This window comes from Rhizorhabdus antheiae (genome assembly GCF_049889055.1).
Taxonomy (GTDB): Bacteria; Pseudomonadota; Alphaproteobacteria; order Sphingomonadales; family Sphingomonadaceae; genus Rhizorhabdus.
Window position 1 is genome coordinate 139694 of sequence record NZ_JBLTWO010000005.1, and the last position, 24939, is coordinate 164632.

At 65.5% G+C, this 24939-nt stretch carries 25 protein-coding genes; 9 read left to right on the top strand and 16 right to left on the bottom strand.

The window, feature by feature from the left end:
- Positions 1–11: 11 nt before the first annotated feature.
- The 3 genes from ACNI3R_RS11545 to ACNI3R_RS11555 form a co-directional block, all read right to left on the bottom strand.
- A complete protein-coding gene (locus ACNI3R_RS11545; protein ID WP_426183393.1) occupies positions 12–1067 on the bottom strand; it encodes a class I SAM-dependent methyltransferase in 1056 nt (351 codons plus the stop codon).
- Between the two features lie 59 nt (positions 1068–1126).
- Positions 1127–1972, bottom strand: a complete 846-nt coding sequence (lgt, locus tag ACNI3R_RS11550) for a prolipoprotein diacylglyceryl transferase (protein WP_426183395.1) — start codon at positions 1970–1972, stop codon at positions 1127–1129.
- A gap of 99 nt (positions 1973–2071) precedes the next feature.
- Positions 2072–2434, bottom strand: a complete 363-nt coding sequence (locus tag ACNI3R_RS11555; protein ID WP_426183396.1) for an ATP-binding protein — start codon at positions 2432–2434, stop codon at positions 2072–2074.
- Positions 2435–2534: 100 nt separating this feature from the next.
- Between ACNI3R_RS11555 and ACNI3R_RS11560 the strand changes: the two genes are divergently transcribed.
- Positions 2535–2966 carry a FecR family protein gene (locus ACNI3R_RS11560; RefSeq protein WP_426183398.1) on the top strand — a complete coding sequence of 144 codons (432 nt, stop codon included), beginning with the start codon at positions 2535–2537 and terminating at the stop codon, positions 2964–2966.
- On the top strand, positions 2963–3562 hold the full coding sequence (locus ACNI3R_RS11565) for an OmpA family protein (RefSeq protein ID WP_426183400.1): 600 nt from the start codon (positions 2963–2965) through the stop codon (positions 3560–3562). The genes ACNI3R_RS11560 and ACNI3R_RS11565 overlap by 4 nt, the downstream gene beginning before the upstream one ends.
- Here the strand turns inward: ACNI3R_RS11565 and ACNI3R_RS11570 are convergent.
- The 7 genes from ACNI3R_RS11570 to ACNI3R_RS11600 form a co-directional block, all read right to left on the bottom strand.
- Positions 3559–5616 (bottom strand): CHASE2 domain-containing protein, encoded by a 2058-nt coding sequence (locus ACNI3R_RS11570; protein WP_426183685.1) that lies wholly within the window; start codon positions 5614–5616, stop codon positions 3559–3561. The two genes, ACNI3R_RS11565 and ACNI3R_RS11570, sit on opposite strands and share 4 nt — an antisense overlap.
- Entirely contained in the window at positions 5613–6581 is a 969-nt protein-coding gene (locus tag ACNI3R_RS11575) for an MBL fold metallo-hydrolase (protein WP_426183402.1), read from the bottom strand. The genes ACNI3R_RS11570 and ACNI3R_RS11575 overlap by 4 nt, the downstream gene beginning before the upstream one ends.
- A gap of 21 nt (positions 6582–6602) precedes the next feature.
- Positions 6603–6941, bottom strand: a complete 339-nt coding sequence (locus ACNI3R_RS11580) for an STAS domain-containing protein (protein ID WP_426183404.1) — start codon at positions 6939–6941, stop codon at positions 6603–6605.
- A 65-nt stretch (positions 6942–7006) separates the two neighbouring features.
- A complete protein-coding gene (locus tag ACNI3R_RS11585; protein WP_426183406.1) occupies positions 7007–7705 on the bottom strand; it encodes a glutamine amidotransferase in 699 nt (232 codons plus the stop codon).
- 102 nt (positions 7706–7807) lie between these two features.
- Positions 7808–9211, bottom strand: a complete 1404-nt coding sequence (locus tag ACNI3R_RS11590; protein ID WP_426183408.1) for an NAD(P)H-dependent flavin oxidoreductase — start codon at positions 9209–9211, stop codon at positions 7808–7810.
- 105 nt (positions 9212–9316) lie between these two features.
- A complete protein-coding gene (locus ACNI3R_RS11595) occupies positions 9317–10456 on the bottom strand; it encodes a glycosyltransferase (protein ID WP_426183410.1) in 1140 nt (379 codons plus the stop codon).
- Between the two features lie 4 nt (positions 10457–10460).
- The gene (locus ACNI3R_RS11600) at positions 10461–11345 is read right to left on the bottom strand and encodes an alpha/beta fold hydrolase (protein WP_426183412.1); all 885 of its coding nucleotides are present in this window, start codon (positions 11343–11345) and stop codon (positions 10461–10463) included.
- Positions 11346–11382: 37 nt separating this feature from the next.
- On the opposite strand from ACNI3R_RS11600, the gene ACNI3R_RS11605 reads away from it, so the two are divergent.
- Positions 11383–12795 (top strand): protein adenylyltransferase SelO family protein, encoded by a 1413-nt coding sequence (locus tag ACNI3R_RS11605; protein ID WP_426183414.1) that lies wholly within the window; start codon positions 11383–11385, stop codon positions 12793–12795.
- Here the strand turns inward: ACNI3R_RS11605 and ACNI3R_RS11610 are convergent.
- A complete protein-coding gene (locus ACNI3R_RS11610) occupies positions 12784–13560 on the bottom strand; it encodes a bestrophin-like domain (protein ID WP_426183416.1) in 777 nt (258 codons plus the stop codon). The genes ACNI3R_RS11605 and ACNI3R_RS11610 overlap by 12 nt on opposite strands.
- 135 nt (positions 13561–13695) lie before the next feature.
- The gene (locus ACNI3R_RS11615; protein ID WP_426183418.1) at positions 13696–14229 is read right to left on the bottom strand and encodes a hypothetical protein; all 534 of its coding nucleotides are present in this window, start codon (positions 14227–14229) and stop codon (positions 13696–13698) included.
- 124 nt (positions 14230–14353) lie between these two features.
- On the opposite strand from ACNI3R_RS11615, the gene ACNI3R_RS11620 reads away from it, so the two are divergent.
- Entirely contained in the window at positions 14354–14866 is a 513-nt protein-coding gene (locus ACNI3R_RS11620; RefSeq protein WP_426183420.1) for a hypothetical protein, read from the top strand.
- A 115-nt stretch (positions 14867–14981) separates the two neighbouring features.
- Here the strand turns inward: ACNI3R_RS11620 and dnaJ are convergent, their stop codons facing one another.
- Both dnaJ and dnaK read right to left on the bottom strand, forming a co-directional pair.
- A complete protein-coding gene (gene dnaJ, locus ACNI3R_RS11625; protein ID WP_426183422.1) occupies positions 14982–16127 on the bottom strand; it encodes a molecular chaperone DnaJ in 1146 nt (381 codons plus the stop codon).
- Between the two features lie 133 nt (positions 16128–16260).
- The gene (dnaK, locus tag ACNI3R_RS11630; protein ID WP_426183424.1) at positions 16261–18156 is read right to left on the bottom strand and encodes a molecular chaperone DnaK; all 1896 of its coding nucleotides are present in this window, start codon (positions 18154–18156) and stop codon (positions 16261–16263) included.
- Between the two features lie 159 nt (positions 18157–18315).
- Between dnaK and ACNI3R_RS11635 the strand changes: the two genes are divergently transcribed.
- Together ACNI3R_RS11635 and ACNI3R_RS11640 are read left to right on the top strand one after the other, a co-directional pair.
- A complete protein-coding gene (locus tag ACNI3R_RS11635) occupies positions 18316–18771 on the top strand; it encodes a copper chaperone PCu(A)C (protein ID WP_426183426.1) in 456 nt (151 codons plus the stop codon).
- Positions 18771–19703: a sulfotransferase family protein gene (locus ACNI3R_RS11640; protein WP_426183428.1), complete on the top strand. Its 933-nt coding sequence runs from the start codon at positions 18771–18773 to the stop codon at positions 19701–19703. The genes ACNI3R_RS11635 and ACNI3R_RS11640 overlap by 1 nt, the downstream gene beginning before the upstream one ends.
- A gap of 40 nt (positions 19704–19743) precedes the next feature.
- Here the strand turns inward: ACNI3R_RS11640 and grpE are convergent, their stop codons facing one another.
- On the bottom strand, positions 19744–20289 hold the full coding sequence (grpE, locus tag ACNI3R_RS11645) for a nucleotide exchange factor GrpE (protein ID WP_426183430.1): 546 nt from the start codon (positions 20287–20289) through the stop codon (positions 19744–19746).
- A gap of 170 nt (positions 20290–20459) precedes the next feature.
- On the opposite strand from grpE, the gene ACNI3R_RS11650 reads away from it, so the two are divergent.
- The 3 genes from ACNI3R_RS11650 to ACNI3R_RS11660 are packed head-to-tail and all read left to right on the top strand — an operon-like array spanning position 20460 to position 23445.
- Entirely contained in the window at positions 20460–21569 is a 1110-nt protein-coding gene (locus ACNI3R_RS11650) for an 8-amino-7-oxononanoate synthase (RefSeq protein WP_426183432.1), read from the top strand.
- Complete coding sequence (gene bioD / locus ACNI3R_RS11655) at positions 21566–22195, top strand: dethiobiotin synthase (RefSeq protein WP_426183434.1); 630 nt, start codon at positions 21566–21568, stop codon at positions 22193–22195. Before ACNI3R_RS11650 ends, bioD begins: the two co-directional genes overlap by 4 nt.
- Complete coding sequence (locus tag ACNI3R_RS11660; protein ID WP_426183436.1) at positions 22192–23445, top strand: adenosylmethionine--8-amino-7-oxononanoate transaminase; 1254 nt, start codon at positions 22192–22194, stop codon at positions 23443–23445. The genes bioD and ACNI3R_RS11660 overlap by 4 nt, the downstream gene beginning before the upstream one ends.
- Positions 23446–23564: 119 nt before the next feature.
- Here ACNI3R_RS11660 and ACNI3R_RS11665 read toward each other — a convergent pair whose 3' ends face one another.
- Complete coding sequence (locus ACNI3R_RS11665) at positions 23565–24878, bottom strand: lipopolysaccharide biosynthesis protein (protein WP_426183438.1); 1314 nt, start codon at positions 24876–24878, stop codon at positions 23565–23567.
- Positions 24879–24939 lie beyond the last annotated feature (61 nt).

Here is a 24939-nt window from a genome sequence, read left to right on the forward strand (position 1 = left end):
AATCAACCGCTTCATGCGCCCGTGAAGCCAGCTGCCGGCGGCCAGGATGGGGACACCAGCGCGAGCGCGCGGAACAGGGTGCCCATCTCCTCGTCCGCTGTCAGCCGGTGCAGCGCCATCCCGATCTCCTCGGTCCGCTCGGGATGTGCGCGGGAGAGCGACGCCGCGCGGGCGGTGATACCCAGCGTGTTCAGGAAGAAGCTCTGCGATACCGGTCCCTGCACGCGCGCGCCGCCAAGCTTGCCGACCCGCGCCATTGCGGTGAAATCGACATGCGCCGTGAGATCATTGGCCCCGGGATTGCTGAAGACATCGGCATAGGCATGGGCGTTGAGCGCCTGCAGCGTATCGCCGGCATTGTAATTCTCATGGCCATAGTCGATCGCCAGCATTGCCCCGCCCTGACGCGCCACCTGCCCCGCCAAGGCGCGGGCGATCGCGAGACCAGCTGGGCATGTCTCATAGATACTCCCCGCGATGGCATCATGCAGGCGCTCCGGCACCTTCTTCTCCGCAGGCTTGTCACCGGGAACCGAGCGGAAGCCTTCGTCGTCGAGGGCGACCATGCGTTCGCGCCATCCCGAGTAGGTCTTGATATATTGGTGATAGGGCAGCGCGTCGAAGAACTCGTTGGCGATGATCAGCAAGGGCGCATCGCTGGGAAGCGTTTCGATGGCATTGTGCCAGGTGGCATGGGGCAGACGCTGCCGCTGCTCGGCCCGCAGCACCGGACTCGTCTCGACGAAGTGGACATGGGGATGCCTGCGCTGCGACGCCAGCGCGCGCAAAGCGTCGACGGCCAGCGTTCCCCGGCCCGGCCCCAGTTCCACATAGTGGACCGTCTCGGCCCCCGAACGCGCCCACAGATCGGCGCACCACAGGCCGATCATCTCGCCGAACATCTGGCTGATCTCGGGCGAGGTGATGAAATCCCCCTTGGCGCCAAGGGGGTCGTGCGATGCGTAATAATGCGCGTTGCACGCTTCCATATAGTCGGCGACGCTTATCTTTCCCTGCTCCGAGATCCTCTGACTCAGCGTCTCGGAGAAGTTCGCTTCACTCTGCATCGGCCTGCTTCTGCGCCATTCAAATCACAGCACCATAATAAGATATGGTTAGAGAAGCTTTACCCTTGTGCGTCGATCGACCGCCGCTTCCCGGCCGTTGCGATCAGATAGACGCCTCCGGCCAGCATGGGGAGGGTCAGCGTCTGCCCCATGGTCAGCCCCCAGCTCAACGTGCCGAGCTGCACGTCGGGCTCACGGAAGAACTCGACCAAGAAGCGGCTCAGACCATAGCCGAGCAGGAAGATGCCGACGAGCTTGCCCGGCTGGTTGCGCGCGTTGGTCCGCCAGAAGAAGAAGGCGAGGATCAGTCCCAGCAGCAGGCCCTCGAGCCCCGCTTCGTAAAGCTGGCTCGGGTGGCGGGGAAGCCCGTCCGGTGCAGACGGAAAGATGATCGCCCAGGGCACATCGGTGGGTCGGCCCCACAACTCCCCATTCACGAAATTGGCGAGCCGCCCGAAGAACAGGCCGAAGGGCGTGCAGCAGGCGATATAATCGTGAATACGCAGCCAGCTGAGCCCGTCGCGCCGCGCCATGTAGAATATGCCGACCGATACGCCGAGCGCCCCGCCGTGGAACGACATGCCGCCCTGCCACAGCTTGAACACATCGAGCGGGTGCATCAGGATTTCGGGCTGATAGAAAAACACATAGGCGAGCCGCCCGCCGATCAGGATGCCGAGCGTCGCATAGAAGACGAAGTCATCGGCATGGCGCCGCTGCATCGGGGCATTGGGCTGCGCGATCAGCCGGGTCAGATAATACCAACCGAGCAGGATGCCCGCGATATAGGCCAGCGAATACCAGTGTATCTGCAGAATCCCGAGATCGAGCGCGATCGGGTCGAGCCCCAGATCGCTGAAATGAATGGCCGCAGAAGCGGCGGTACCGGACAGTTGCAATGTCATTCCCCGTCAGCGGACAGGCGCCTGCCATAGCCCCTGCTCCGGATCAGCGAAAGGGCCACCGCAAGCGCTCCGTAACATGAGCCGGGACCGTGCCGGGCTTCATGCCGCCCGCAGGCGGAACGTCAGTTCGTTGCGGCCCGCTGTCCGGCGATAGTCGAGGATATCGGTCCATTGCCGGACCAGATCGAGCCCCGCCCCGCCCCCCCGCTCGGGAACCCTGTCGGCGGCGACGTGCGACCGCGGGTCGTGGGGCGTGCCCGGATCGGTCAGGGTCACCACGAGTCCCTCGGGCCCATCCGCAAGTGTCAGGTGGATCGGCTGGTCCTCCGCCACGCCACCATGTTCGCGGGCATTGATCACCAGTTCCTCGACCAGGATGGCGAGGCGCGCCGCCTGCGCCGGTGCGAGGCATCGGTCGGAGGCGAAGCGCCTTGCCGCTTCGGTCAGCATGCCGACGGCCATAGCCCCATTGCAACCTATGGTTACGCGCGCCGATTTCGAGTCCCGGTCAGCCATTAATGCGCTATGTCACGACTTGCTGGTCATGGGGATGGCGAGAATCATGAAACGGGCTTTGCTTATCCTTTCGGGCGTGCTTCTGGCAGCTCAACCTGCCTGGGCGGAGATCGCCCGCATCAAGCGCGCCACCGGCGTCACCTCGATCGAACGCGGCGCCAACCGGATGACGCCGGCCCCCGGCTTCCAATTGCAGCCGGGCGACGTGCTCGTGACGGGCAAGGACGGACAGCTGAGCCTGACCTTCATCGACGATACCCGCTTCTCGGTGGGGCCGAACAGCCGCATCGCGGTCGACCAGTTCGACTATAATCGCACGACGCAGACCGGCGCCTTCGTCACACGCGTCGATCGCGGTTCGCTCGCGGTCGTCTCGGGCCAGATCGCCAAGTCGAAGCGCGATGCGATGAAAGTGCGGACCCCAACCTCGCTTCTGGGCGTTCGAGGTACCCGGTTCATCGTGGAGGTACCCAAATGACCCGCCGGTCGATCCCGCCCCTGATGCTGGTCGCCTGTCTGAGCGCCTGCGCGACCGGACCGACCCTCACCCTCCTGCCGAGCGAAGAGGGCAAGCAGGGCGCGGTCGCGGTCGCGGTTCTGGAGGAGAATGGCAAGCCGGTCGACTATGTCGTTACCGAGCTCAACAGCAGCACCAATCTTTCAGGCCGCCCCAAGACCCGCTCGATCAACCCCGACAAGCTGAACGCCCGACGGCTGGCCCTCCTGCAGGCACTTCCGCCGCCGCCCGTCCGTCTGCGGCTCTATTTCCAGCAGGGCACGACGCGCCTTACCCCGGAATCGCAGCCCGGCCTCGACTTTCTGAAGAAGGAAGTGGCGGAACGCCCCGGTGCAGAGGTGCAGGTCACCGGCCACACCGATACCGTGGGCAAGCTCGAAGATAATGACGTCCTGTCCGAGCGCCGTGCCGAAGAAGTGGTCAAGGCACTCGCCGAGCTGGGCATCGAGCCTGTGCTGCTGACGGCGGTAGGCCGCGGCGAGCGCGATCCACTCGAGGACAAGGGCGACAATGCCCCGTCGCAGGCCAATCGCCGCGTCGAGGTCATCGTCCGCTAAACGGCTGGCGATATTTTCCCGGCATCCTGCCCGAGATAGCGCAGGGCAAGGATCGTCAGATCGTCGCTCGGCTCGCTGCCATTCTCAAAGATGCGCACCGCATCGCGCAGACCATCGGCCATCGCCGTTGCGCCTGAAAAGCCGGCGAGCGCCTGCGTCAGTCGCTCATGGCCGAACAGCTGGCCGTCTCGATCCTGCGCCTCACTGACGCCGTCCGAGATCAGCACCAGCGTCTCACCCGGTTCGAGCGTCAGTTGCTCCTCGGGATAGGGGAAATCGACGATGCAGAAGGGCGGCCCGCCGTCGAGCTTGTGCACCGCCACCTTGCCGGCCGCATCGATGTGAAGCGGGTCTTCATGGCCGGCGTTCACCAGCAGCACCCGGCCATCGGTCAGGTCGATGACGCCGACGATCATTGTGACGTTCATCGCCTCGCCATTGTCGCGCATCAACTCCTCATTGAGCACCCAGGCGACCTCGCCCAGATCGGGCAGTCCGCGCAGCGCGACGCTCTTCGCGAGTGCTTTGGAGAGCGCCATGAAGAGAGCGGCGGGTACGCCCTTTCCCGTCACGTCGCCGAGCAGAAAGGCGATGCGATCCGCATCCAGGCGGATGACGTCGTAGAGATCGCCGCCGATCGACCGGGCGGGTTCGAGCACCGCGTCGACGTCGAGCCTCGGATCGGTCCGCGCCAGCTGGTCGCGCGGGGGCAGCATCCCGATCTGGATCGACCGAGCCGCCTGCAGTTCGCCCTCGGTCGCCGCCGCCGCGAGCCTTTCCTGCAGCAGCGCCTCGCGCAAGCGTTCGCGTTCGCGCCGGGCCTCGACGAACAGCCCCGCCGCCACGCCAAGCGACGAGCCGCCAGCCAGCATCAACGGCCGGACGGGGTCGAGCAGCATTGCGAGCTGATCGAAGGCGAACCAGCACGCCAATCCGATCAGGACCAGGACCGGCAGCGGCGCCCAGCGCCAGCGGGAGCGAACAGGCAGAAAAGCGATGCACGACAGCGCCAGCCCGATACCCAGCACCCATTCGATCGGGCCGGCCCAGACCGGGCGCCCCAGCCAGCCGCCACGCATGATGGCATCCACCGCCTGCGCCTGGACGAGCGTGCCGAAGCCCTCCGCCGCCATCGGGGTCGCGACGATATCGGCGGTGCCCTCGGCCGACAGGCCGATCAGAACGATGCGACCGGCAAAGGCGTCGGCGGGGAAGCCCTGCCGCATCACATCGGCTGCCGAAACGATGTGCGTCGGCGGCACATGGCCGAAGCGGATTACCATCGCGCCGCGTTCGTCGTTGGGGATGCGGCGGTCGCCGAGCGCGACCTGCCCCGGTGCGAGCGAGAGCGCCTCCTTATCCGCAGCGACCCGCGCCAGTTCCATCGCAAAGCCGGGCATCGGCCGCGCGCCGACGCGCATCAGCAGCGGCACCGACCGCACCCGGCCGTCGGGATCGGGCGGGCCGTTGAGCAGGCCATGGCCGAGCGCCGCCTGTTCCAGCGGATCGATATTGACGACCGCGCGCGGCTGAGCGGACAGGCCGGACGGGAGCGGACCATCTATGACCGGATCGACGATCAGACCCGCAGGATCGCCGCCGGGGCCGTCCGTGGCCGCCCTTCCCAGCACCACCCGCGCTCCCGCGATCACCTGCCCGAACAGGCGATCCATCGACGGCAGAGCCAGCACCTCGTCACGTGTCGCGCCGCTGAGCTCTGGATAAAAGGCGGCGAAAATGTCCGGGCGGATGCGGTCGGGCTCCGGAAAGATCATGTCGAGACCGATCGCGGCAGGCTTGCGCGCCGCAATCTCCTCCACCAGCCGCGCGACATGGTAGCGCGGCCAGGGCCAGGGCCCGACCGCCTTCAGGCTTTCGGAATCGATCATCACGATCCGCACCGGCGAAGCGGCCAGGTCGCGGGGGGCCATGCGCTGCCACAGATCGAACAGCGAGGTGCGCAGCCCAGCGCCTGCGAGCAGCGTGAACAGGGCCGCGAGCAGCAGGCCGGACAGCCCCCCAAGCCAGACCCGGCTGCGGGCCTTCGCGATCAGAGCTTCACCTCGAGCCCGTCATAAGCGCACAGCACTTCGAGTTCGTGATCGCGGCGGGTGAGTACCTCGTAGCGGATGCTCTCCTTGTGCATCCGCTCGATGTCGGCGTCGCTGTAAACGGGCTCATGATGGAACAGCGCCAACCGGCGGGCTTCGGCCTGATGACAGATGTCGATCGCGACGATGTTCGAACTGTGTCCCCAGTCCTCCTTCATCGAGACAGCGTCGGCAAGCGAGTACATCGTGTCGCAGATCACCAGATCGGCCTGGCAGAAGAAGCGGGCGACGGCGTCCTCATCCTCCATGCTGTCGATCTTGTGCTCGCTGTCGGTGGAGAAAACCGCCGTCTTTCCGGCCGCGTCGGTGAAGCGATAGCCGAAGCTCCTGTGGCTGTGGTTCTGCTCCATGATCTCTACCGCCACGCCGCCGATCGCATAAGTCTCGCCCGGCACCAGCGTACGGAACTCGATCTTCGCGCGCAGCCAGTCGAAGGCGACGGGAAAGCTGATCTCCTCCTGCTGGCGGCGGAAGGCCTGTTCGGCATCGGCGTGGCCCGAATGGATCACGATCCGGGAATGGGGATCGAAGGCGGGACCGAAGAAAGGAAAGCCGCCGATATGGTCCCAATGAAGATGGGACATGAAGATGTTGAACTCGCGGCTATGGCCGGCCGCCATGCGCCCGAAGGCGCTGATCCCGAACTCGCGGGCGCCTGTCCCGAAGTCGCACAACAGGAATGAGCCATCCCCGGCATCGGTCTCGATCTCGACGCAGGTTGTGGCGCCGCCATAGGTGGCGCCCGCCGCAAAATCGAGCTCGCCCTCGACGAAGGCCAAGGCCTCTGCCTTGTCGGCGAAACGCCGTCCCTCTGCTGCGACCAGAGCGCCTGCGATCTTGTCACGAACCGACGTGGCGGTCTGCGCCACCGCCAGCGAACCCCGCGTGCCCCAGAAACGAACCAGCATCGCATCCCCCAGGATGACAGGTCAGGCGGTCAGGGCCGCCTCGACCGTGTCGGTGACCCCGAACAATTTATCATAGCGGCTGATCGCCAATATCTCGCGGACGATCTCATTGGGTTGTGCCAGCAGAATGCGGACACCGGCCGCGTCGGCCTTGCGCTTGGCCAAGGTCAGTGCCCGCAGGCCCCGAGACGACATATAGTCGACGCCGGCGAAGTCGACGATCAGCCGTGCCCCAGCCGCCGCGCTCAGTTCCACCGCCTGCTCGAGATGCGTACCGAAGGCCGCAGCGGTTGTCTCATCCACCCGGCCGGCGGGTGCTGCTACGACCGCGCCGTCCTGCGCCTCTTCCGTCCACTGCATTCGTCGCCCTCCCGAATGGGCGTCTATCTACCCGCGAATGGGGGCCTGAGGAAGTTAGGCAAATGTTACAAATCTACACGCGCCAGCCAGTCCGCGATCATGCGCCGGCCAGCCTCCACCGCCCTGCTGCCATGGCGGTCATGGTCGTCGCGCAACGCATCCACATTCGTCCCTGCGGCAGCAATATAGGGTTCATCCTGCAGCCAGGCATCGAAGCGCGGATCCTCGCCCATTTCGGGATGGCATTGCAGGGCAAGGATGTTGCTGCCCCGGCGGAAAGCCTGATGCGCATATTTGTCCGACGAGGCCAGCAGTTCCGCCCCCTTTGGCAGATCGAACGTGTCGCCATGCCAGTGCAGGACCGGCACGTCCGCGATGTGCCGCAGGGGGGACGACAGCCCCGCATCGCTGATCGAGACCGGCGCGAAACCGACTTCCTTGACGGGGCCCGCATAGACGCGCGCGCCCATGGCGGCGGCGATCATCTGGCTGCCGAGGCATACGCCCAGGGTCGGACGGTCGAGCATGATGCGCCGCGCCAGCCGGGCGATCTCGCACCCGATCCACGGATGGCGGTCGGTCTCGTACACGCCCATGGGCCCGCCCATCATCACAACCAGATCCGGGCTGTCGAAATCGACGTTCGGAAATTCGGGGTCGGTCACGTCGATGCGGTCGATGACATAACCCGCCGCTTCGACGGGCGCGCGAAAGCCGGCAATGCCCTCATAGGGCACATGACGAATGACAAGGGCAGTCTTCATGCAGCGATCTTATCCGGATCGCCGCCGATTCGAAGCCCAGCCATTCTTAGGCGCAGGAAAGTTTATCTCTATCCGCCCGGTTGAATAACCGGACGAACAGGCTCAGTCGCCGGTCAGGATGCGGTCGACCAGCTGCTTCACCGTGGGCACGAAGCCGTTGGAATAGAAGGGATCCTGATTGAACTTGTACGCGGCATGGCCGGCGAACATCAGGTTCTGCTCGATCGGACCGCCATGGGCGATGTCCTGCAGCGTCTTTTGAATGCAGAAGCTGCGCGGATCGGCGAGGCGGCCGGTCGAGTTGTTCTCATTGTCCGCCCAGGACGAAAAGGCGCACTGGCTGAGACAGCCCATGCAGTCGGCCTGGTCCTTGCGGATGATCTTCATCTCTTCGGTCGTGACGAAGACGAGCGTGTTGTCGGGAGTCTTGAGCGCGTTGGTAAAGCCCAGGCCATACCATTCGCGCGCACGGTGCAGATCGCCCAGCGTGACCCAGAAGCTCTTGCCCTTCACGCCGACGTCCAGCTGATACTGATGGTCGCCGGCTGCCTCCATCGAGAAGGCGATCTGGCGCTCCGAACGGGCCTCGAGGTTGCGCAGGAAGGGATTGCGCACCGCCGAGGAATAGAAACCCGTCGGCGAGAAACGGTGGAGCAGCACGTCACCCGGCTCCAGCTTGGTAAGTTCGTCCTTCCACCCCTGCGGGATCGGGCTTTCCTTGGTCAGCAGCGGTCGCGTGCCGAACTGGAAGGCGATCTGCCCCAACTCGGGATTGTCGATCCAGTCGTTCCAGTCGCGCAGATACCAGACACCGCCCGCCATGATGATCGGGACATCGTCCGAAATGCCACCCTGGCGCATCGTGTCGCGCAGCGCCTTGACGCGCGGATAGGGATCCTGCGGCGCGCGGGGGTCTTCCGCGTTCGACAGGCCATTATGCCCGCCGGCCAGCCAGGGGTCTTCGTAGACGACCGCCGCGAGCCATTCGGCCGCCTTGGAGTAAGCGCGCTTCCACAGTGCGCTGAAGGCACGGCCGGACGAGACGATCGGCAGATAATGGACGCCATAGGACGCTGCGATCTCGCTGAGCTTGTAGGGCATGCCCGCACCGCAGGTCACACCCGCAACCATGCCGCGGGTGCGTTCGAGCACGCCGTGCAGCACGCGCTGGGCGCCGCCCATTTCCCACAGGACGTTGATGTTTATCGCGCCCTTGCCGCCGGCGATCTCGAAGGCGCGCTTGACCTGCTCGACCGCACCGTCGATCGCATAGGCGACCAGTTCCTCGTGCCGGTCGCGACGCGTCAGCGCACGATATACCTGCGGCACGATCTTGCCTTCGGCATCATAGCTGTCTGCATTGACCGCCGATACCGTGCCGATACCGCCCGCTGCGGCCCACGCTCCCGAACTCGCATGATTGGTTGCCGCGACACCCTTGCCACCTTCGATAAGGGGCCAGACTTCGCGCCCACCATAGACGATCGGCCGCAGACCTTTGAACAACGAGACCTCCAAAAAACCACGAACAACAGGATTGGGAATCCGCGCCCTATAGGGCGAATGGCAAAAAAAAGCGCGCAAAATCTCCGCTGCGGTGTTTGCCGCAAGCTAGGGGCCTGGCCGAAGCCGCATCGCCTCCCAATAGAGCGAGCGATAGCGTGCGATCATCGCCTGCTCATCATAACGCTCGAGCGCGGCATGGCGGTTGGCGGCACCGATCGTCCGCCGCACCCCCGCATCGCCGGCGAGCGCCCGCAGGGCCGCCGCCAGCGCCTCCTCATCACCGACCGGGATCACATAGGGGCGGTTTTCCGCCGCGACCATATCGGCAATATCGCCCACATCCGTCGTGACCGCAGGCAGGCCGCAGGCCATCGCCTCGATCAGCGAGATGGGAAATTGCTCGCTGTCCGACGACAGCAGAAAGATGTCGAAGCCCGACAGATAGCGAACGGGATCGCGGACGAACCCCGGAAGGATCACCCGATCCGCGACCGAGAGCCGCTCGGCCTCGTTCAGGATCGCCGGTTTGTCCGGCCCGCCGCCCAGAATGACGAGCCGGGCGTCGCCGGGGGCGCCGGCGGCGAACATCCGCACCATGCGCGCGAGATTCTTGACCGGACGGAGACCTGCGACCGTACCGATCACAAGGCCTCTGCCCGGCGGGCAGCCCTCTATCGGCAACGGCGCGGCCAGTTGGCTCTGCGACGGCAGGGCGATGCCATTGGCGATACGGACGACGCGATCGGCAGGCTGCCACCAGTCGCCACGCGCAATACGCTCGAGCCTCCGGGACGGCACGACCAGCCGATGGGCAGCACCGAGCGCCAGCCTGCGAAACCACAGGCGCGCCGGCTTTTGCCGCACGACTTCATCCTGGTTGAAGCCATCCTCATGGTGGATCAGTGGCGGGAACCGTCCGGCACCGAACAGGCGCCGTGCACCGACCACGTCCATCGCCCCCCAATTATAGCTGAGGACGAGGTCGAACCCCGCCATGTACCGCGCCAACCGCTGGTAGCGGCGGATCCCCGGCAGCCCCTGCAACGACGGCGCAGCATCGCCGGGGAAGGCGACCTTGATCGCTGGGTCCAGCGCGTCGCGCGCCGCCAGAGCGCCCGGAACTGCGGTCAGCACGACATGCTCCGCCGCCTCGCCGAAGGCGTTCATCAGCCGGACCGCGCGCGCCTCCTTGCCACCCAGCAGAAAGGTCGAATGGCAATGGAGGATGCGTGCCGGACGGGCCATGCGATCAGGCCGACACGGCCTCGGCCGCCTCGATCCGTTCGAGCAGTCGATCTATCGCCGCAGCGCATTCGGGCTCGAACAGGGTCGGCGCATGGCCGACGCGGGCGATGTCGATCCGTTCCATCAGCGGCAGGGTCTCCACCATCCGGTCGGCGGTTTCCGCAGACAATATGTCGGAAATTGCGCCGCGGACGAGCAGCGACGGGATAGGCTTCATCGCCTCCGCCAGCGGCCAGAGGTCGCCCGGGGCTTCATTGCCGGGAACGCGGAAGGGCTCGGCGAGGCTCGCATCATAGTCGGCGACGATCCGCCCGGCCCCGGTCAGCTTGAACAGCCGCTTGGCCATGTCGAGCCAGTCGTCGAGGCCATAATCTGGATAGGCCTGCTGATGGACTTCGGCGAGGCCTCGCGCGGCGTGGAGCCAGGTCTGATAGCTGCTGCCCTTGCCGACATAATTGCGAATGCGGATCAGACCTGTAGGGTCGATCGCGGGCCCGATGTCGTTGAGCAATAGCCCCGCGACCTTGCCGGGCTGGGTCGCGGTGATCAGCATCGACATGATTCCGCCGAGCGAGGTGCCGAACAGGATGAAGCGGTCGAGGCCGGCCTGCTCGATCAACGCGGCCAGGTCCTCGAGATAAGTCGCGGGGACGTAGGTCATGGGATCCTTCGCCCGCTCGCTTTCCCCCCGCCCGCGCAGTTCGACGCAAAGCAGGCGCCAGCGATCGGCGAGACGATCGGCAACCGCTGCGAAATCGCGGGCGTTTCGCGTCAGGCCGGGGATGCAGATGATCGGTGGACGTCCCGCTCCATCGGCCGGCCCATAATCCCGATAATGGAGCCGCAGGCCGTCTTTCGACGTCCAATGACCGTCCGTCCAATCCGCCATGCTTGCACCTCACCATATCCAGCCCCCATATTGCCGCATGACCATTGCCCCGCAAGCCGCCGCCTATCGTCCAGATCCGCAAATCGCCAAATTGGCCGACAGATTGGCCGATCCGGTCCGCGCGGCCGACTTTCCGCAGACGATCCTGCGCTTCCGCAATCGGCGCTGGGATGGGGCGGTGGGGCTCGACAGCCTCAGCGACGAGCAATGGGTGCGGCATTTCGGCCGGTTCGAACCGCTGCCAGGCAATCTGCCGCAGCCGCTGGCACTGCGTTACCACGGGCACCAGTTCCGCCATTATAATCCCGATATAGGCGACGGCCGTGGTTTCCTGTTTGCACAGCTGCGCGACGGATCGTCTGACCAGCCGGGCGGACGGCTGCTCGACCTGGGCACCAAGGGATCGGGGCAGACGCCCTATAGCCGCTTCGGCGACGGGCGACTGACGCTCAAGGGCGGCGTCCGCGAAATATTGGCGACCGAGATGCTCGAGGCGCTCGGCGTCGAGACCTCCAAGACTTTCTCGCTGATCGAGACCGGCGAAGCTCTCCAGCGCAACGACGAGCCATCCCCCACCCGATCGGCGGTGCTCGTGCGGCTCAGCCATGGCCATGTCCGCATCGGCACCTTCCAGAGGCTGGCGACGCTCGACGAACCGGACGCGATGCGCGACCTCATCGGCTACACGCTGACGAACTTGTACGGCGAAGAACCGGGCAATGCGGCGGCCGGGCAGTTGCTCGATCTCGCCTGTCGCCGGACCGCGCGGCTGGCCGCAAGCTATATGGCGGCCGGCTTCGTCCATGGCGTGCTCAACAGCGACAATATCAACGTCACCGGCGAGAGCTTCGACTATGGCCCATGGCGGTTCAATCCGACCTGGGACCCGGCATTCACGGCGGCCTATTTCGATCAGCAGGGCCTCTACGCCTTCGGGCGGCAGGCGCATGCGATCCACTGGGATGTGGTCCAGCTCGCAAAATCGCTGCGCCTGGTGGCCGAAGCCGAAGAACTGGCGCCCGCACTCGACTCCTGGCCCAGCTATTATGAGGGCGAGGTCGCGACGGCCCTATGCGCCCGGCTGGGCGTTGCGCCACGGGGCGATCAACCCGACCTCGAGCTGATCCAGGCGATGGATGTGGCCCTGCAGACCAGCAAAGCGTCGATCGACCGCTTCTTCTTCGACTGGCGCGGGGGGCGGCGTCGAGGGCCGTCTCCGGCCGATGCCCTTTACGATGGCGATGCCTTTGCTGCGTTTCGCGAGATTATCTCGCGATATGAGGGCGTCGTTTCCCTCGATCACCCCTATTGGTCGGACACCGAGCCCTGTGCGATGCTGATCGACGAGGTCGAAGCGATCTGGTCGGCCATCGACGAGAGCGACGATTGGGCACCGCTGCACGCCAAGGTTGCCGCGATCCGGCGCATGGGCGAAGCGCTACGCTCCTGAAGTCCGCCGGATCGAGGCACGCAACAGCTCCATCGGCTCCTGCGAAACCTGGATGGTGCCGCTGACCGAGCGTTCCAGATCGAAGATCATGGTCAGCGCGAGTGCGAGCAGGAGAAGAAGAAGCAGAGCCGCGAGCCTGTGGCGGGTTCCCGATGCGCCGATCGTGTAACCCAGCATGAGTGCCGCCAGCGCGGCACTGAAGCAGAGTATCTCCAGTACCGCCGCTGGAATATGGGCGCTGCGCGCCGCCGTGCGCGCCGCTGCCAGATCAAAGCTCTCGTTGACGGCATCCATCAGTCCGCGTGTCAGCTGCTGCGATGGATCGGACCGAACCGCGCGACCGACTTCCGCCCAAATGCGCTGCTGCAACGCAGCCTGGCGAGGATCGTCGGCGCCGGCTGCGGACCGCAGTGACCAGCCCACGCGCATATCGACATAGGCGGAGAGCAGAAGGTTCATCCGATCCCGCGCCGGCGCCTCGAGCAGTTGTGAGCGTAGATAGGCCGTTCCCAAGGCATTGGCTTCGGCCACCACCAAGGCGCGGCGATCTTCGTAGCGGTTCAACGCGAGCGAGAAGGTAAAGCCAAGCAGGAGCGCCAGAAGGCCCAGCATGGCGGTCAGAAGGTGATCGGGAACGGGCCCGGCATCGCTCTCGCTGTGAGAACGCCTGGAAAGAAGACCCTGCCATCGCCTGCCCGCCTCCATAGCCAGCGCCAGCACAGCCAGAAGCGCCAGACCGATGAAAGACAGTGAGAGCGATCCCATCGTTCACAACCTCCAAGTGAAGAGAAAACACTGCGATTCGCGCCGCTGCTTCACCTCTATCTTGAGATGAACAGTAAATGAATGTCTGCTTGTTTCAGTATCGGCAATATGAACAGAACAGCAGGATTGCTTTATTCATTCCGTCCATCGGTCAATTGGGTCATTTCGTCGCCAGAGTGGAACCCGTTTTGAACCCAGGGCCGTTTGTCTGGTCATGAGGTACGCAATCAACCCCGTTCGCCCCGGCCTGGCTGCGATTGCCGCAGTTCTGGCCCTGTCCGCAACCCCGTCCTTTGCGCAGGAAGCGCCGTCGCTCGATATAGCGACGCCTGCCATAGCGCCGGACACTGCAGCAGCTTCGAGCACGGCAGAAGCCAGTGCACCGACCGTCGATGAAGCTGCCCCGATGCTCCAGCAGTCGCCGGGCGATGCCTCTACCGCTTCGACCGCAGCACCGATTTCCGTGCAGTCCCCCACACCTACGGCTTCGGCCACCACCAGCACGCCTGTCATCGCCCTTCCCGCACCTGCCACAATGGTCGACGCGCCGCCGCCGCCTGCCGCGCGTACGGTCACCAAAGCTTCGTCGTCGCGCAGCGTCGCATCGAGCCGAGCGGCAACTGGCCCGGCCTCCGCAAATGTGCAGGCGGGTCCGGCAAATAGTGGCATTTCGTCTGATCTTTCCGCTGCGCCGTCGGCCAATAGTGTCGCGTCGAGTGATGCAACCCCTGCTGCTGCCGCAGCATCGGCTCCGCAGGTCCCGACCTCGGTCGCGGCTAATGACGACGATGACATGCTGCCGATCGCAGGCGCAGCGGGCGCCGCACTCCTTCTGCTGGGAGGAGGCATCTATGCCGCCACCCGCCGCCGTCGCGCAGCGGGGGAGCCCGCTGAAGTCGTGTATGAGACCTCTTCCGGCGAGATGGTGACGCCGCCTTTGACTGCGGCTCCGGTGATGGCGGCTCCCGTGATTGCTCCGGCAATGGCCCGGACCGATCCCAGGCCGCCCGCCGCCGCTTCGTCGCTGCCTGCGGACTTCGACCTGTCGCGCTTCGGCCGCCACACCCAGGCCGCCTATCGCGGACCGACGCCGGAAAATCCGTTCCTGTCGCTGCGTCGACGCCTGAAGCGGGCCAGCTTCCTGGACGCCCGCGAGCGTGTTGCGGCGGCGCCAGTCGCGGCCAGTGTTGCTGCACCGCAGGGCGCGCCCGCAGCCGCAACCGCGCCGGTCCGTCAGGCCGGTCTGGTGACGATGAAGGTCCGCCTGCCCCAGCGTCCGGGCTTCCGTCCGGCCTTTCAGGGCTGATCGACAAGCCCAAAAAAATTGTCCCGCTGCAACCTCGTTGCGGCGGGACAATTTCATACATGCTCCGATGAATACGCCGCAGGTCAGTCAAGACTTTGAGGGCGGCAGATCGGGATTACTCGGTCAGATCTTCCCACATGCCCTTGAGCCGCGAGAAAAATCCCGCCGATTGGGGACTTTCCTCGCCGGTTTCGGTCGCCCGGAACTCCTCGAGCAGTTCCTTCTGTCGCGCGGTCAGCCGCGTCGGCGTCTCGACCTCGATCTGGATCACCAGATCGCCATGCCCGCGCCCGTTGAGCACCGGCATGCCGGCCCCGCGCTGGCGGATCTGTTTGCCCGACTGGATGCCGGCCGGAATGCGGATCTCATGCTTCTGCTTGTCGAGACCGGGCACTTCGATGCTGCCACCAAGTGCCGCCGTGGTGAAGCTGATCGGCGCCCGCGCGAACAGGGTCGTTCCATCGCGCTGGAAGATCCTGTGCTCGGCAAGGTGGATGAAGATGTAGAGATCGCCCGGCGGGCCACCACGGGCTCCTGCCTCGCCTTCGCCCGTCAGGCGAATGCGCGTTCCCTCGTCGACGCCGGCAGGGATGCCCACGTCGAGCGTCTTGGTCTTCTCGATCCGGCCTTCGCCATGACAATCAGGGCAAGGGTCGGAGATGACCTCGCCCGCGCCATGGCAGGCCGGGCAGGTCCGCTCGACAACGAAAAAGCCCTGCTGCGCACGCACCTTGCCGTGGCCGCCGCAGGTCTTGCAATGCTGGGTGCCCGTGCCGGGCTTGGCACCGCGCCCGTCGCAGGTGTCGCACTGCGCCGCCACGTCGACCGTGATACTGGCCTGCTTGCCGGCATAGGCATCCTCAAGCGTGATCTCGAGGTCGTAACGCAGGTCGGCGCCGCGCCGGACGCTGGAGCGCTGCCCGCCGCCCCGGCCACCGCCGCCCATGAACTCGCCGAAGATATTCTCGAAAATGTCCGAGAAGCCTTCGAATCCACCACCGCCGCCGAAACCGCCGCCGCCCGGACCGCCATTCTGGAACGCGGCCTTGCCGAACCGGTCATAGGCGGCGCGCTTCTGCGGGTCCTTCAGGCAGTCATAGGCCTCGTTGATGGCCCTGAACCGGGCTTCCGCCTCCTGATCGCCCGGATTGCGATCCGGGTGATATTGCATTGCGAGGCGCCGAAAGGCCGTCTTGATGACCTTGTCGTCGGCAGTGCGCTCGACCTGCAGAAGTTCGTAATAGTCCGTTTCCGTGCTCATCGCACCCCGCAACCCAGCTTGCTGTCCGCCGCCTGCTACGGCCCCCGGCGAAAAATACCGGTCGATCCATGGCAGACATTACACGGCCCCGCCAGCATGGACGGGGCCGGTAACGTCGCGCTTCCGAAGAAGCTTACTTCTTGCTGTCGTCGACTTCCGAGAATTCGGCGTCGACCACATCGTCATTCTTCGGCGCCTCGTCCGAAGCAGCACCGGCCGAAGCCTGCTCCTTCTCGTAGATCGCCTGGCCGAGCTTCATCGCCACCTGGGCGAGGGCCTGAGCCTTCTCGGTCATCGCATCGGGCTCGCCGCCCTCGACCGCAGTCTTCGCCTCGGCGATGGCTGCCTCGATCTCGGACTTCAGCGCGCCATCGACCTTGTCGCCATGCTCCTGCAGCTGACGCTCGGTCGTGTGGATCAGGCTCTCGGCGTTGTTCTTCGCTTCAGCCGCCGCACGGCGCTTCTTGTCCTCGTCGGCGAACTTCTCCGCATCGCGGACCATGGCGTCGATGTCGGCGTCGGACAGACCACCAGATGCCTGGATCTTGATCTGCTGCTCCTTGCCGGTGCCCTTGTCCTTGGCCGACACGTTGACGATGCCATTGGCGTCGATGTCGAAAGTGACCTCGATCTGTGGCACGCCGCGCGGCGCCGGCGGAATGCCGACCAGATCGAACTGGCCGAGCATCTTGTTGTCCGCCGCCATCTCGCGCTCACCCTGGAAGACCCGGATGGTCACCGCGTTCTGGTTGTCATCTGCCGTCGAATAGACCTGCGACTTGCGCGTCGGAATGGTCGTATTGCGGTCGATCATGCGGGTGAACACGCCGCCCAGCGTCTCGATGCCCAGCGACAGCGGCGTCACGTCGAGCAGCAGCACGTCCTTGACGTCGCCCTGCAGCACGCCGGCCTGGATCGCCGCACCCATGGCGACAACCTCGTCCGGATTGACGCCCGTGTGCGGTTCCTTGCCGAAGTAGCTCTTAACCACTTCGCGGACCTTGGGCATGCGGGTCATGCCGCCGACCAGAACGACCTCGTCGATGTCGCCGGCCTTGAGGCCCGCATCGGCAAGCGCCTTCTTCACCGGCTCGATCGAACGCTGGATCAGCGGCTCGACCAGACGCTCGAGATCGGCGCGGGTGAGCGACTTGACCAGATGCTTCGGGCCGGTAGCGTCGGCGGTGATGAAGGGCAGGTTGACCTCGGTCGTCTGCGCCGAAGACAGCTCGATCTTCGCCTTCTCGGCCGCTTCCTTCAGACGCTGAAGCGCAAGCCGGTCCTTGGTCAGGTCGATGCCTTCGGCCTTCTGGAAATCGCTGGCGAAATATTCGACGAGCTTGGCGTCGAAGTCTTCACCGCCCAGGAAGGTATCGCCGTTGGTCGACTTCACCTCGAACACGCCATCGCCGATCTCGAGAATCGAGATGTCGAAAGTGCCGCCGCCAAGGTCATAGACCGCGATCGTCTTGCCGTCGTTCTTCTCAAGGCCATAAGCGAGCGCTGCCGCCGTCGGCTCGTTGATGATGCGAAGCACCTCGAGGCCGGCGATCTTGCCGGCATCCTTGGTCGCCTGGCGCTGCGCGTCGTTGAAATAGGCCGGGACGGTGATCACGGCCTGAGTGACGGTCTCGCCCAGATAGCTCTCGGCGGTTTCCTTCATCTTCTGCAGCGTGAAGGCCGAGATCTGCGACGGCGAATAATCCTCGCCACCTGCCTTGACCCAGGCGTCGCCATTCGGTCCCTTGACGATGTGATAGGGCACCAGTTCGGTGTCCTTCTTCGTCACGGGATCGTCGAAGCGACGACCGATCAGGCGCTTGACCGCGAAGATCGTGTTGTCCGGGTTGGTCACCGCCTGGCGCTTCGCCGGCTGGCCGATGAGACGCTCGCCATCCTTGGAGAAGGCGACGATAGACGGCGTGGTGCGCGCACCTTCCGCATTTTCGATAACCTTCGGCTTGCCGCCTTCCATCACGGCGACGCAGCTGTTGGTCGTGCCGAGGTCGATACCGATTACCTTTGCCATTCCAGTCCTTTCAAACCCCCATAGCGCGATCCCGGCATGCCCCCAGATAACGAGGCGAACATGCGGCCGATCACAATGAACGGGGGCGATATAGGTGGGGATTCGATTGCTGCAAGTCGCGAGACCGCCTAATTGCCGAGGATGTTGAAGGAGTTTTCGATGCGCCGCTCGCCGTTCGCCCTTTTTGCCTGTGCCGCCCTTGCCGCCTGCGGCCCGCGCGGCGGCGACCGTCCCGTCGTGGAAGATGTGCGGGTGCGGCTCTCGGCGGTCGCAGAGGCCCCGTCGGCCGGCTATTTCACACTGAAGGGCAGCAGATCCGACGATCGCCTGCTGCGGATCGACAGCGCGGTGGTCCAGAAGATAGAGATGCACGAGTCGACCATGGACGGGGGTGTAATGACGATGCGGCCATTGCAGGAGGTGCCTATACCCGCAGGCGCCACCGTCAGCTTCGCGCCGGCCGGCAGCCATGCCATGCTGTTCGGCATCGACAAGCGCATCACGCCCGGCACCGGCATACCGATGCTGTTCACCTTCGCGAGCGGCGCGAAGGTCGAGGTCGAAGCCAAGACGATGGCACCGGGCACGCACGACATGGACGGCATGCAGCACTGATGGCCTCCGCGCCGCTTCCTCCGCCGACCCTGCTTGTCGCACCGGCCTTTTCGGGGACCCGGGCGCTGCGCCACATCCTGTCCGCGCATCCGGCGATCAACATCGCGCCCGAGCTGGACGTGCTTGTCGACGCGATCACCCCCGACGGGCGCTTCATGAAGCGCGACGCCTTCCTGCGCTCGGTCGAATATGATGTCCGGTTCAAGCGGCTCGGCCTCGCCATCCCGACGGGGGAGAATTTCGCCGGCATCGCGCGCAGCCTGTACGAGCAGATCGCCGCAGCGCGCCCCGACGCGTCGGTACATGGTTTCACGCTGGAGCAGGATTTCGATCGCATCCTGTGGCTCTGGCCGGACGCGCGGTTCATCCACCTTGTCCGCGACGGTCGCGACGTGGCCGTAGGCAATGTGCGTGCCCACCGCGCCGGCGATCTGTGGCACGGCATCGCCGACTGGGCCGCGTCCGAAGCGCTGTGGGACCGGATGTCGCACAAGCTGCCCGCAGACCGGCAGTTTGCCCTTCGCTTCGAGATGCTGGTCAACGAGCCCGATTATGAGCTGCAGCGGCTCTGCGCTTTTCTGGGCTTGCCGATGGTCCCGGCCATCTTTCAACAGGCACCGGTCCTGTTGCAGGAGGCGCAAGGTCTGTGGCGAAAGGCGGATACGAAGGAAGTTTCCGCCGCCGAGCATCGTGCGGCGCGATGGCTGCTGCAGAACAGCTATTTCCTGAGCGGTACGGTCAGACCGCCGTCGATCATCCGTCGCACCCTGCTGAACCTTAGCAACCGGCTCGCCGTCACGAACCATCGCCGCCGGCTGCTGGGAACCGGTCTGTGGTTGAAAAGCAAGATCGTGGGAAAGCTGGGCACGCGCAAGGCAAAGGCCCGGATCAGACGTCGACAGTTCGACATCATGAGCCGCCAGCCGGATTGAGGCGTCCACCACGCCTCATGCGGCGCGGTGGACGAAAGCGTCAGGCGTCGGGTGCCTTGGCAACCGCGACCAGAGCCGGCCGCAGCAGCCGATCCTTGATCATGTAGCCGCCCTGCATTTCCTGAACGACGGTGCCCGGCTCGGCATCGGCGGAGGGGATCTCCAGCATCGCCTGGTGACGGTTGGGATCGAGCTTCTCGCCGACCGCCTCGATCTTGGTGATACCGTTGCGCTGGAACACATTGTCCAGCTCCTTGGCGGTCATGTCGATGCCGGTCAGCAGCGACTTGACGCGCTCGTCCTCGCGCAGGTCGGCGGGAATGGCTGCGAGCGCACGCGCCAGATTGTCGGCCACCGACAGCATGTCCCGCGCGAAACCCGTCGCCGCATAAGCGGACGCGTCGATCTTTTCCTTTTCAAGACGGCGGCGCACATTCTGGGTCTCGGCCTGCGCGTACAGCACGTCGTTGCGAAGCTTCTCCAGCTCGTCCTGCAGCTTGGCGAGCGGGTTTTCGGCCGGAGCCTCCGCCTGCTCGGTCACCGCCGGATTTTCCACCTCGTTCGCGTCGATCTCTTCTGCGCTCATGCTTTCTTCCGGTTGTCTTGCGGGCGATATCCGCCCTCGTTCCGTGCGCTGATATAGTGAAAGACAGGCGCTCGACCAGTGCCCTGCATGATTTTCGTGCTCCTTCCCCTTCGACCGGTGGCACGTAAAGCGCTTCCCCCTCGCCCGTTCAGGCTCTAGGGGCGCAGTCCATGTCCATTCTCGATTCCCATCGGGAGGCACTGTCCCTCTTGGCGCGACGGTCGCGCACCCGCCGCCTGATCCCGCGCGGCGGCCTCGATTTCGCTTCCAACGACTATCTGGGCCTCTCCCACGCGCCCGAACTGCGCGATGCGGTGGCCGCAGCGCTGGAACGGGGAGTCGCGATCGGCGCGGGCGGGTCGCGCCTGCTACGTGGCAACGACCCCGAACATGAGGCGCTGGAGGAGGACGCCGCACGCTTCTTCGGCAGCGAGGCCAGCCTGTTCTTCTCGTCGGGCTTCGCCGCCAACAGCGCGATCTTCTCGACCTTGCCGGCGGGGCGCGACCTGATCGTCCACGACGCGCTGATCCACGCCAGCGCGCATGAGGGCATGCGCCTCGGCCGGGCCGCGACGGCGGAGGCCGACCATAATGATGTCGACGCCTTCGCCGATCGCATCACCCAATGGCGCGCGGCAGGCAATGCCGGCCGCGTCTGGATCGCGGTGGAGAGCGTCTACAGCATGGACGGAGACGTCGCTCCGCTGGCCGACCTTGCCGCGCTCGCCGATCGCGAAGATGCCTTTCTGGTCATCGACGAAGCCCATGGCACGGGCGTCTTCGGTCGCGACGGACGCGGGCTTGCCGACGGGCTCGACGGTCGGGACAATGTCATCACGCTGCGCACCTGCGGCAAGGCGCTCGGCTGCGAAGGCGCGCTGGTCTGCGCCCCGCGCGTCCTCACCGACATATTGGTCAACAAGGCGCGCGGCTTCATCTTTTCGACCGCCCCCTCCCCGCTCGCTGCCGCAGCTGTGCGCGCAAGCCTGAACCTGCTTCTTAAGCAGCCCGAGCGGCGGCAGAGGCTGCACGATCTGATCGCGTTCGCACGTACGCGGCTGCCCGTCCGGAACTCGCAGATCATTCCCTACATCATCGGCGAAGACGCCCGCACCATGGCGATCGCCGGCGCGCTCCAACAGCGGGGTTTCGACGTTCGCGGTATCAGGCCGCCGACCGTCGCACGGGGCACGTCGCGGCTGCGCATATCGCTTACGCTCAATGTCGACGAGGACGCGGTGCGCGATCTTGCCGACGCCATCGAGGAGTTGATGCAATGACCCACAGGATCGTGGTGACCGCCACCGACACCGACGTCGGCAAGACGATCTTCTCGTCCGCGCTCGTTGGCGCGCTCGACGGCATCTACTGGAAACCCGTCCAGGCAGGCATAGACGGCGGCACCGACAGCGAAACGGTGCGCCGCCTGTCCGGCCTGTCACCCGACCGGATATTGCCCGAAGCCTATCGGCTGGAAACCCCGGCCTCGCCCCACCTGGCAGCGGCAATCGACGGAGTGACGATCGACCATGAGCGCCTTGAACCGCCCTCGGTCGATCGGCCTCTGGTGATCGAAGGCGCGGGCGGACTGCTCGTCCCGCTGACCCCCGACTATCTGACCGCCGACCTGTTCGCGCGCTGGAAGCTGCCCACCGTCCTCGTCTGCCGGACGTCGCTCGGCACGATCAACCACAGCCTGCTGTCGATCGAAGCCCTGCGCGCACGCGGCATACCGATCATCGGCGTCGCCTTCGTCGGCGATGCGCATGAGGAGAATGAGCGCATCATTCCCGCACTCGGCAAGGTCCGCGGATTGGGCCGCCTCCCGCGTCTCGACCCGCTGGACGCGCCGACGCTCGCAGCCGCCTTCCGGCAGGCGTTCGACATCGCGGACTTTGCCGTATGAGTTCGCCCGTCTGGCACCCCTTCACCCAGCACGGCCTGAACGAGCCCATTCCGCAGGTCGCGCGGATGGAGGGGGCGAGCATCCACACGGTCGATGGTGAGCGCTATGTCGATGCGATCTCGTCCTGGTGGGTCACGACGCATGGCCATTGCCACCCGCGCATCATGGCCGCAATTAGCGCACAGACCGAGACGCTCGACCAGCTGATCTTCGCCGGCTGGACACACGAACCGGCCGAACGGCTGGCCCGCGGGCTGATCGAGATCGCGCCGAAGCCCCTCGCCCACGTCTTCTTCTCCGACAGCGGATCGACCAGCGTCGAGGTCGCGCTGAAAATGGCGCTCGGCTATTGGCTCAACCGGGGCGAGCCGCGCCATCGCATCATCGTGATGGAGCACAGCTATCATGGCGACACGATCGGCGCGATGTCGGTCGGCGAGCGCGGGGTTTACAACCGCGCCTATCAGCCGCTGCTGTTCGACGTCGACACCCTGCCCTTCCCGAGCGACGATGGCGCGAACACGCTCGAGGCGCTCGAAACCTTGTGCCGACAGGGTCCGCCGCCCGCCGCGCTGATCGTCGAACCGCTTATTCTCGGCGCGGGCGGCATGCTGATCTATCCCGCCCATGTCCTCGCCGCTATGCGCGAGATCTGCCGCGCCCATGGCGTGCTGTTCATTGCCGACGAGGTGATGACCGGCTGGGGCCGGACGGGCATGCTGTTCGCCTGCCAGCACGCTGGCGTGGCCCCGGACATCATGTGCCTGTCCAAGGGGCTGACCGGTGGCGCGATCCCGCTGGCGGTCACTCTGGCCACGCGGGAAATATTCGACGCGCATCTGTCGGAGGACAGGGGACGGATGTTCTTCCATTCGTCGAGCTACACCGCCAATCCGATCGCCTGCGCTGCCGCCAACGCCAATCTGGACATCTGGCGCGAAGAGCCGGTGATGGACCGGATCACCAGCCTGGCGCGCCGTCAGGCGGACCGGCTCGACCGGCTGGACAGCCCGCAGATCGTCCAGCGTCGACAGCTGGGCACGATCACGGCGATGGAATTCGTCGATCCCTATGGCGACTATCTGTCCGCGCTGGGCCCGCTGCTCAACCGCTTCTTCCGCGCGCGGGGGTTGCTGCTGCGGCCAATGGGAAACACCGTCTATGTGATGCCCCCCTATTGCATCGACGACGAGGATCTCGATCGGATCTACGGCGCGATCGCCGAAGCCGCGATCGAGATTGCGCGATGAAGCGGGAAATCATCGCCCTTCTGCTGCTGTCGCTGCTGCTGCTCCCGATGTTTGCCGGGGTCCGCCGGCTCAAGTCGCTTCCGAAACAGCGGGCACCGGAAGACGCGACCCCACCCGCGCTACCGCGCGACGCGGATGAAGGCGAGGTGCAGGAAAAGGGTCGATAGGAACGAGCCGATGATCGCAGCCCAACCCATCCCTTCCGGCCCGAAGCGCGGAACCAGGGCGAAGATCAGGCCGAGATAGCAGCCCGTCGCCAGGCTGCGCGCCGCAAAGGCGGTCCATGGCCGGCCGGCCGCCACGAGAGTCGGTTCCAGACCGAAGCCTGCAAGCGTCACGGCCGAAGCCGTCGTAAGGAGCAGCAACACCGGATAGGCCTCGACATAAGATGCCCCTCCGATCAGCCCGAGAGCTGCCTTGCCGGCAAGGGCGACGACGAGGAGCGCGATCAGCCCGCAGGCTGCGGTGCCGCCGACGATGCGGGCGAGCATGGGTCGCAAGGCGGCCGGCGAGCCGCCCTTGACTGCGATGACCAGCTCCGGAAACAGCGCGCGAGCCAGCGCAGTGACCGGTTTGGTGAGCGCGGTGCCGAGTTGCGCCGCCAGCCGATATATCCCGGCCCCCGCTGGACCGCTGAACAACCCGACGGCCAGCGTCGGCAATTGCTGCCAGACGAGGCCAACCGAGGCAGCCGCGCTTGTGGCGAACAGAAAGCGCAACAGCCCTAGATTCTCGACCAGGACGGGCGCCGGGGCGAGACCTGCCTCCGGCGTCTCCGGCAAGCCGCGAAACATCAGCCAGGCGGCGCCCCACACCATGAGGCTGCATCCCGCTTCCGCCAGCATCCAGGCCAGCAGAAACGCGCCCACTCCGCCTCCGGAGAGATAGGCGATGACGGCGCCGATCAACCTGAACACCGGCAGGGAGACCTCGGCCAGCGCGGCGTGGTCGAAGCGACCCGCCATGCGCAACAGGCCGAGGGGCGTCCCACGTTGCGCCAGCAAGAGCGATAGCAGGAAAAGCGCTGCCAGACGCTGCGTATCTCCCGCCCATCCCATCGCCGGCCCGGCCCAGACCAGCACGCCGAGCGCGACGAGGATGCCGACGGAAGCGGCACCGAGATCGGCCGTCGCGGTGAAACGGAGCAGCCGGCCCAGCCGGGTCCGGCGATGGGACGCGATGTGCGGCATGCCGAAGCGGACCACCGCCTGCCAGGACTGGAAGCTGGCAAGATTGGCAAAAGCCTGCCCATAAGCCTGGATCGTTGCGAATATTCCGAACTCGACCAGCCCCAGTCCCCGCGCCGCGAGCGCCAGATAGGCGAGGCTGAGCAAGCCTCCGGCCCCCTTGCCCCCGAGCAGCCAGGTCGCATTGCGAAGCGCGCGGGCGACAGAGGGCGTGTCGTCGATCGTGAGAGCAGGTTGGGCAGCCATGTTCTCATCGATCGGGCCGCGATGTCACCGGCGTGTTTCAGCGTCTGAAACAATGGCGCTA

What these genes read in the sequence shown, in the direction of transcription:
- ACNI3R_RS11545 (WP_426183393.1), bottom strand. Translation starts at nt 1,067, where the DNA reads ATGCAGAGTGAAGCGAACTTCTCCGAGACGCTGAGTCAGAGGATCTCG.
- lgt (WP_426183395.1), bottom strand. Translation starts at nt 1,972, where the DNA reads ATGACATTGCAACTGTCCGGTACCGCCGCTTCTGCGGCCATTCATTTC.
- ACNI3R_RS11555 (WP_426183396.1), bottom strand. Translation starts at nt 2,434, where the DNA reads ATGGCCGTCGGCATGCTGACCGAAGCGGCAAGGCGCTTCGCCTCCGAC.
- ACNI3R_RS11560 (WP_426183398.1), top strand. Translation starts at nt 2,535, where the DNA reads ATGAAACGGGCTTTGCTTATCCTTTCGGGCGTGCTTCTGGCAGCTCAA.
- ACNI3R_RS11565 (WP_426183400.1), top strand. Translation starts at nt 2,963, where the DNA reads ATGACCCGCCGGTCGATCCCGCCCCTGATGCTGGTCGCCTGTCTGAGC.
- ACNI3R_RS11575 (WP_426183402.1), bottom strand. Translation starts at nt 6,581, where the DNA reads ATGCTGGTTCGTTTCTGGGGCACGCGGGGTTCGCTGGCGGTGGCGCAG.
- ACNI3R_RS11580 (WP_426183404.1), bottom strand. Translation starts at nt 6,941, where the DNA reads ATGCAGTGGACGGAAGAGGCGCAGGACGGCGCGGTCGTAGCAGCACCC.
- ACNI3R_RS11585 (WP_426183406.1), bottom strand. Translation starts at nt 7,705, where the DNA reads ATGAAGACTGCCCTTGTCATTCGTCATGTGCCCTATGAGGGCATTGCC.
- ACNI3R_RS11595 (WP_426183410.1), bottom strand. Translation starts at nt 10,456, where the DNA reads ATGGCCCGTCCGGCACGCATCCTCCATTGCCATTCGACCTTTCTGCTG.
- ACNI3R_RS11600 (WP_426183412.1), bottom strand. Translation starts at nt 11,345, where the DNA reads ATGGCGGATTGGACGGACGGTCATTGGACGTCGAAAGACGGCCTGCGG.
- ACNI3R_RS11605 (WP_426183414.1), top strand. Translation starts at nt 11,383, where the DNA reads ATGACCATTGCCCCGCAAGCCGCCGCCTATCGTCCAGATCCGCAAATC.
- ACNI3R_RS11610 (WP_426183416.1), bottom strand. Translation starts at nt 13,560, where the DNA reads ATGGGATCGCTCTCACTGTCTTTCATCGGTCTGGCGCTTCTGGCTGTG.
- ACNI3R_RS11615 (WP_426183418.1), bottom strand. Translation starts at nt 14,229, where the DNA reads ATGCCACTATTTGCCGGACCCGCCTGCACATTTGCGGAGGCCGGGCCA.
- ACNI3R_RS11620 (WP_426183420.1), top strand. Translation starts at nt 14,354, where the DNA reads ATGCTGCCGATCGCAGGCGCAGCGGGCGCCGCACTCCTTCTGCTGGGA.
- dnaJ (WP_426183422.1), bottom strand. Translation starts at nt 16,127, where the DNA reads ATGAGCACGGAAACGGACTATTACGAACTTCTGCAGGTCGAGCGCACT.
- dnaK (WP_426183424.1), bottom strand. Translation starts at nt 18,156, where the DNA reads ATGGCAAAGGTAATCGGTATCGACCTCGGCACGACCAACAGCTGCGTC.
- ACNI3R_RS11635 (WP_426183426.1), top strand. Translation starts at nt 18,316, where the DNA reads ATGCGCCGCTCGCCGTTCGCCCTTTTTGCCTGTGCCGCCCTTGCCGCC.
- ACNI3R_RS11640 (WP_426183428.1), top strand. Translation starts at nt 18,771, where the DNA reads ATGGCCTCCGCGCCGCTTCCTCCGCCGACCCTGCTTGTCGCACCGGCC.
- grpE (WP_426183430.1), bottom strand. Translation starts at nt 20,289, where the DNA reads ATGAGCGCAGAAGAGATCGACGCGAACGAGGTGGAAAATCCGGCGGTG.
- ACNI3R_RS11650 (WP_426183432.1), top strand. Translation starts at nt 20,460, where the DNA reads ATGTCCATTCTCGATTCCCATCGGGAGGCACTGTCCCTCTTGGCGCGA.
- bioD (WP_426183434.1), top strand. Translation starts at nt 21,566, where the DNA reads ATGACCCACAGGATCGTGGTGACCGCCACCGACACCGACGTCGGCAAG.
- ACNI3R_RS11660 (WP_426183436.1), top strand. Translation starts at nt 22,192, where the DNA reads ATGAGTTCGCCCGTCTGGCACCCCTTCACCCAGCACGGCCTGAACGAG.
- ACNI3R_RS11665 (WP_426183438.1), bottom strand. Translation starts at nt 24,878, where the DNA reads ATGGCTGCCCAACCTGCTCTCACGATCGACGACACGCCCTCTGTCGCC.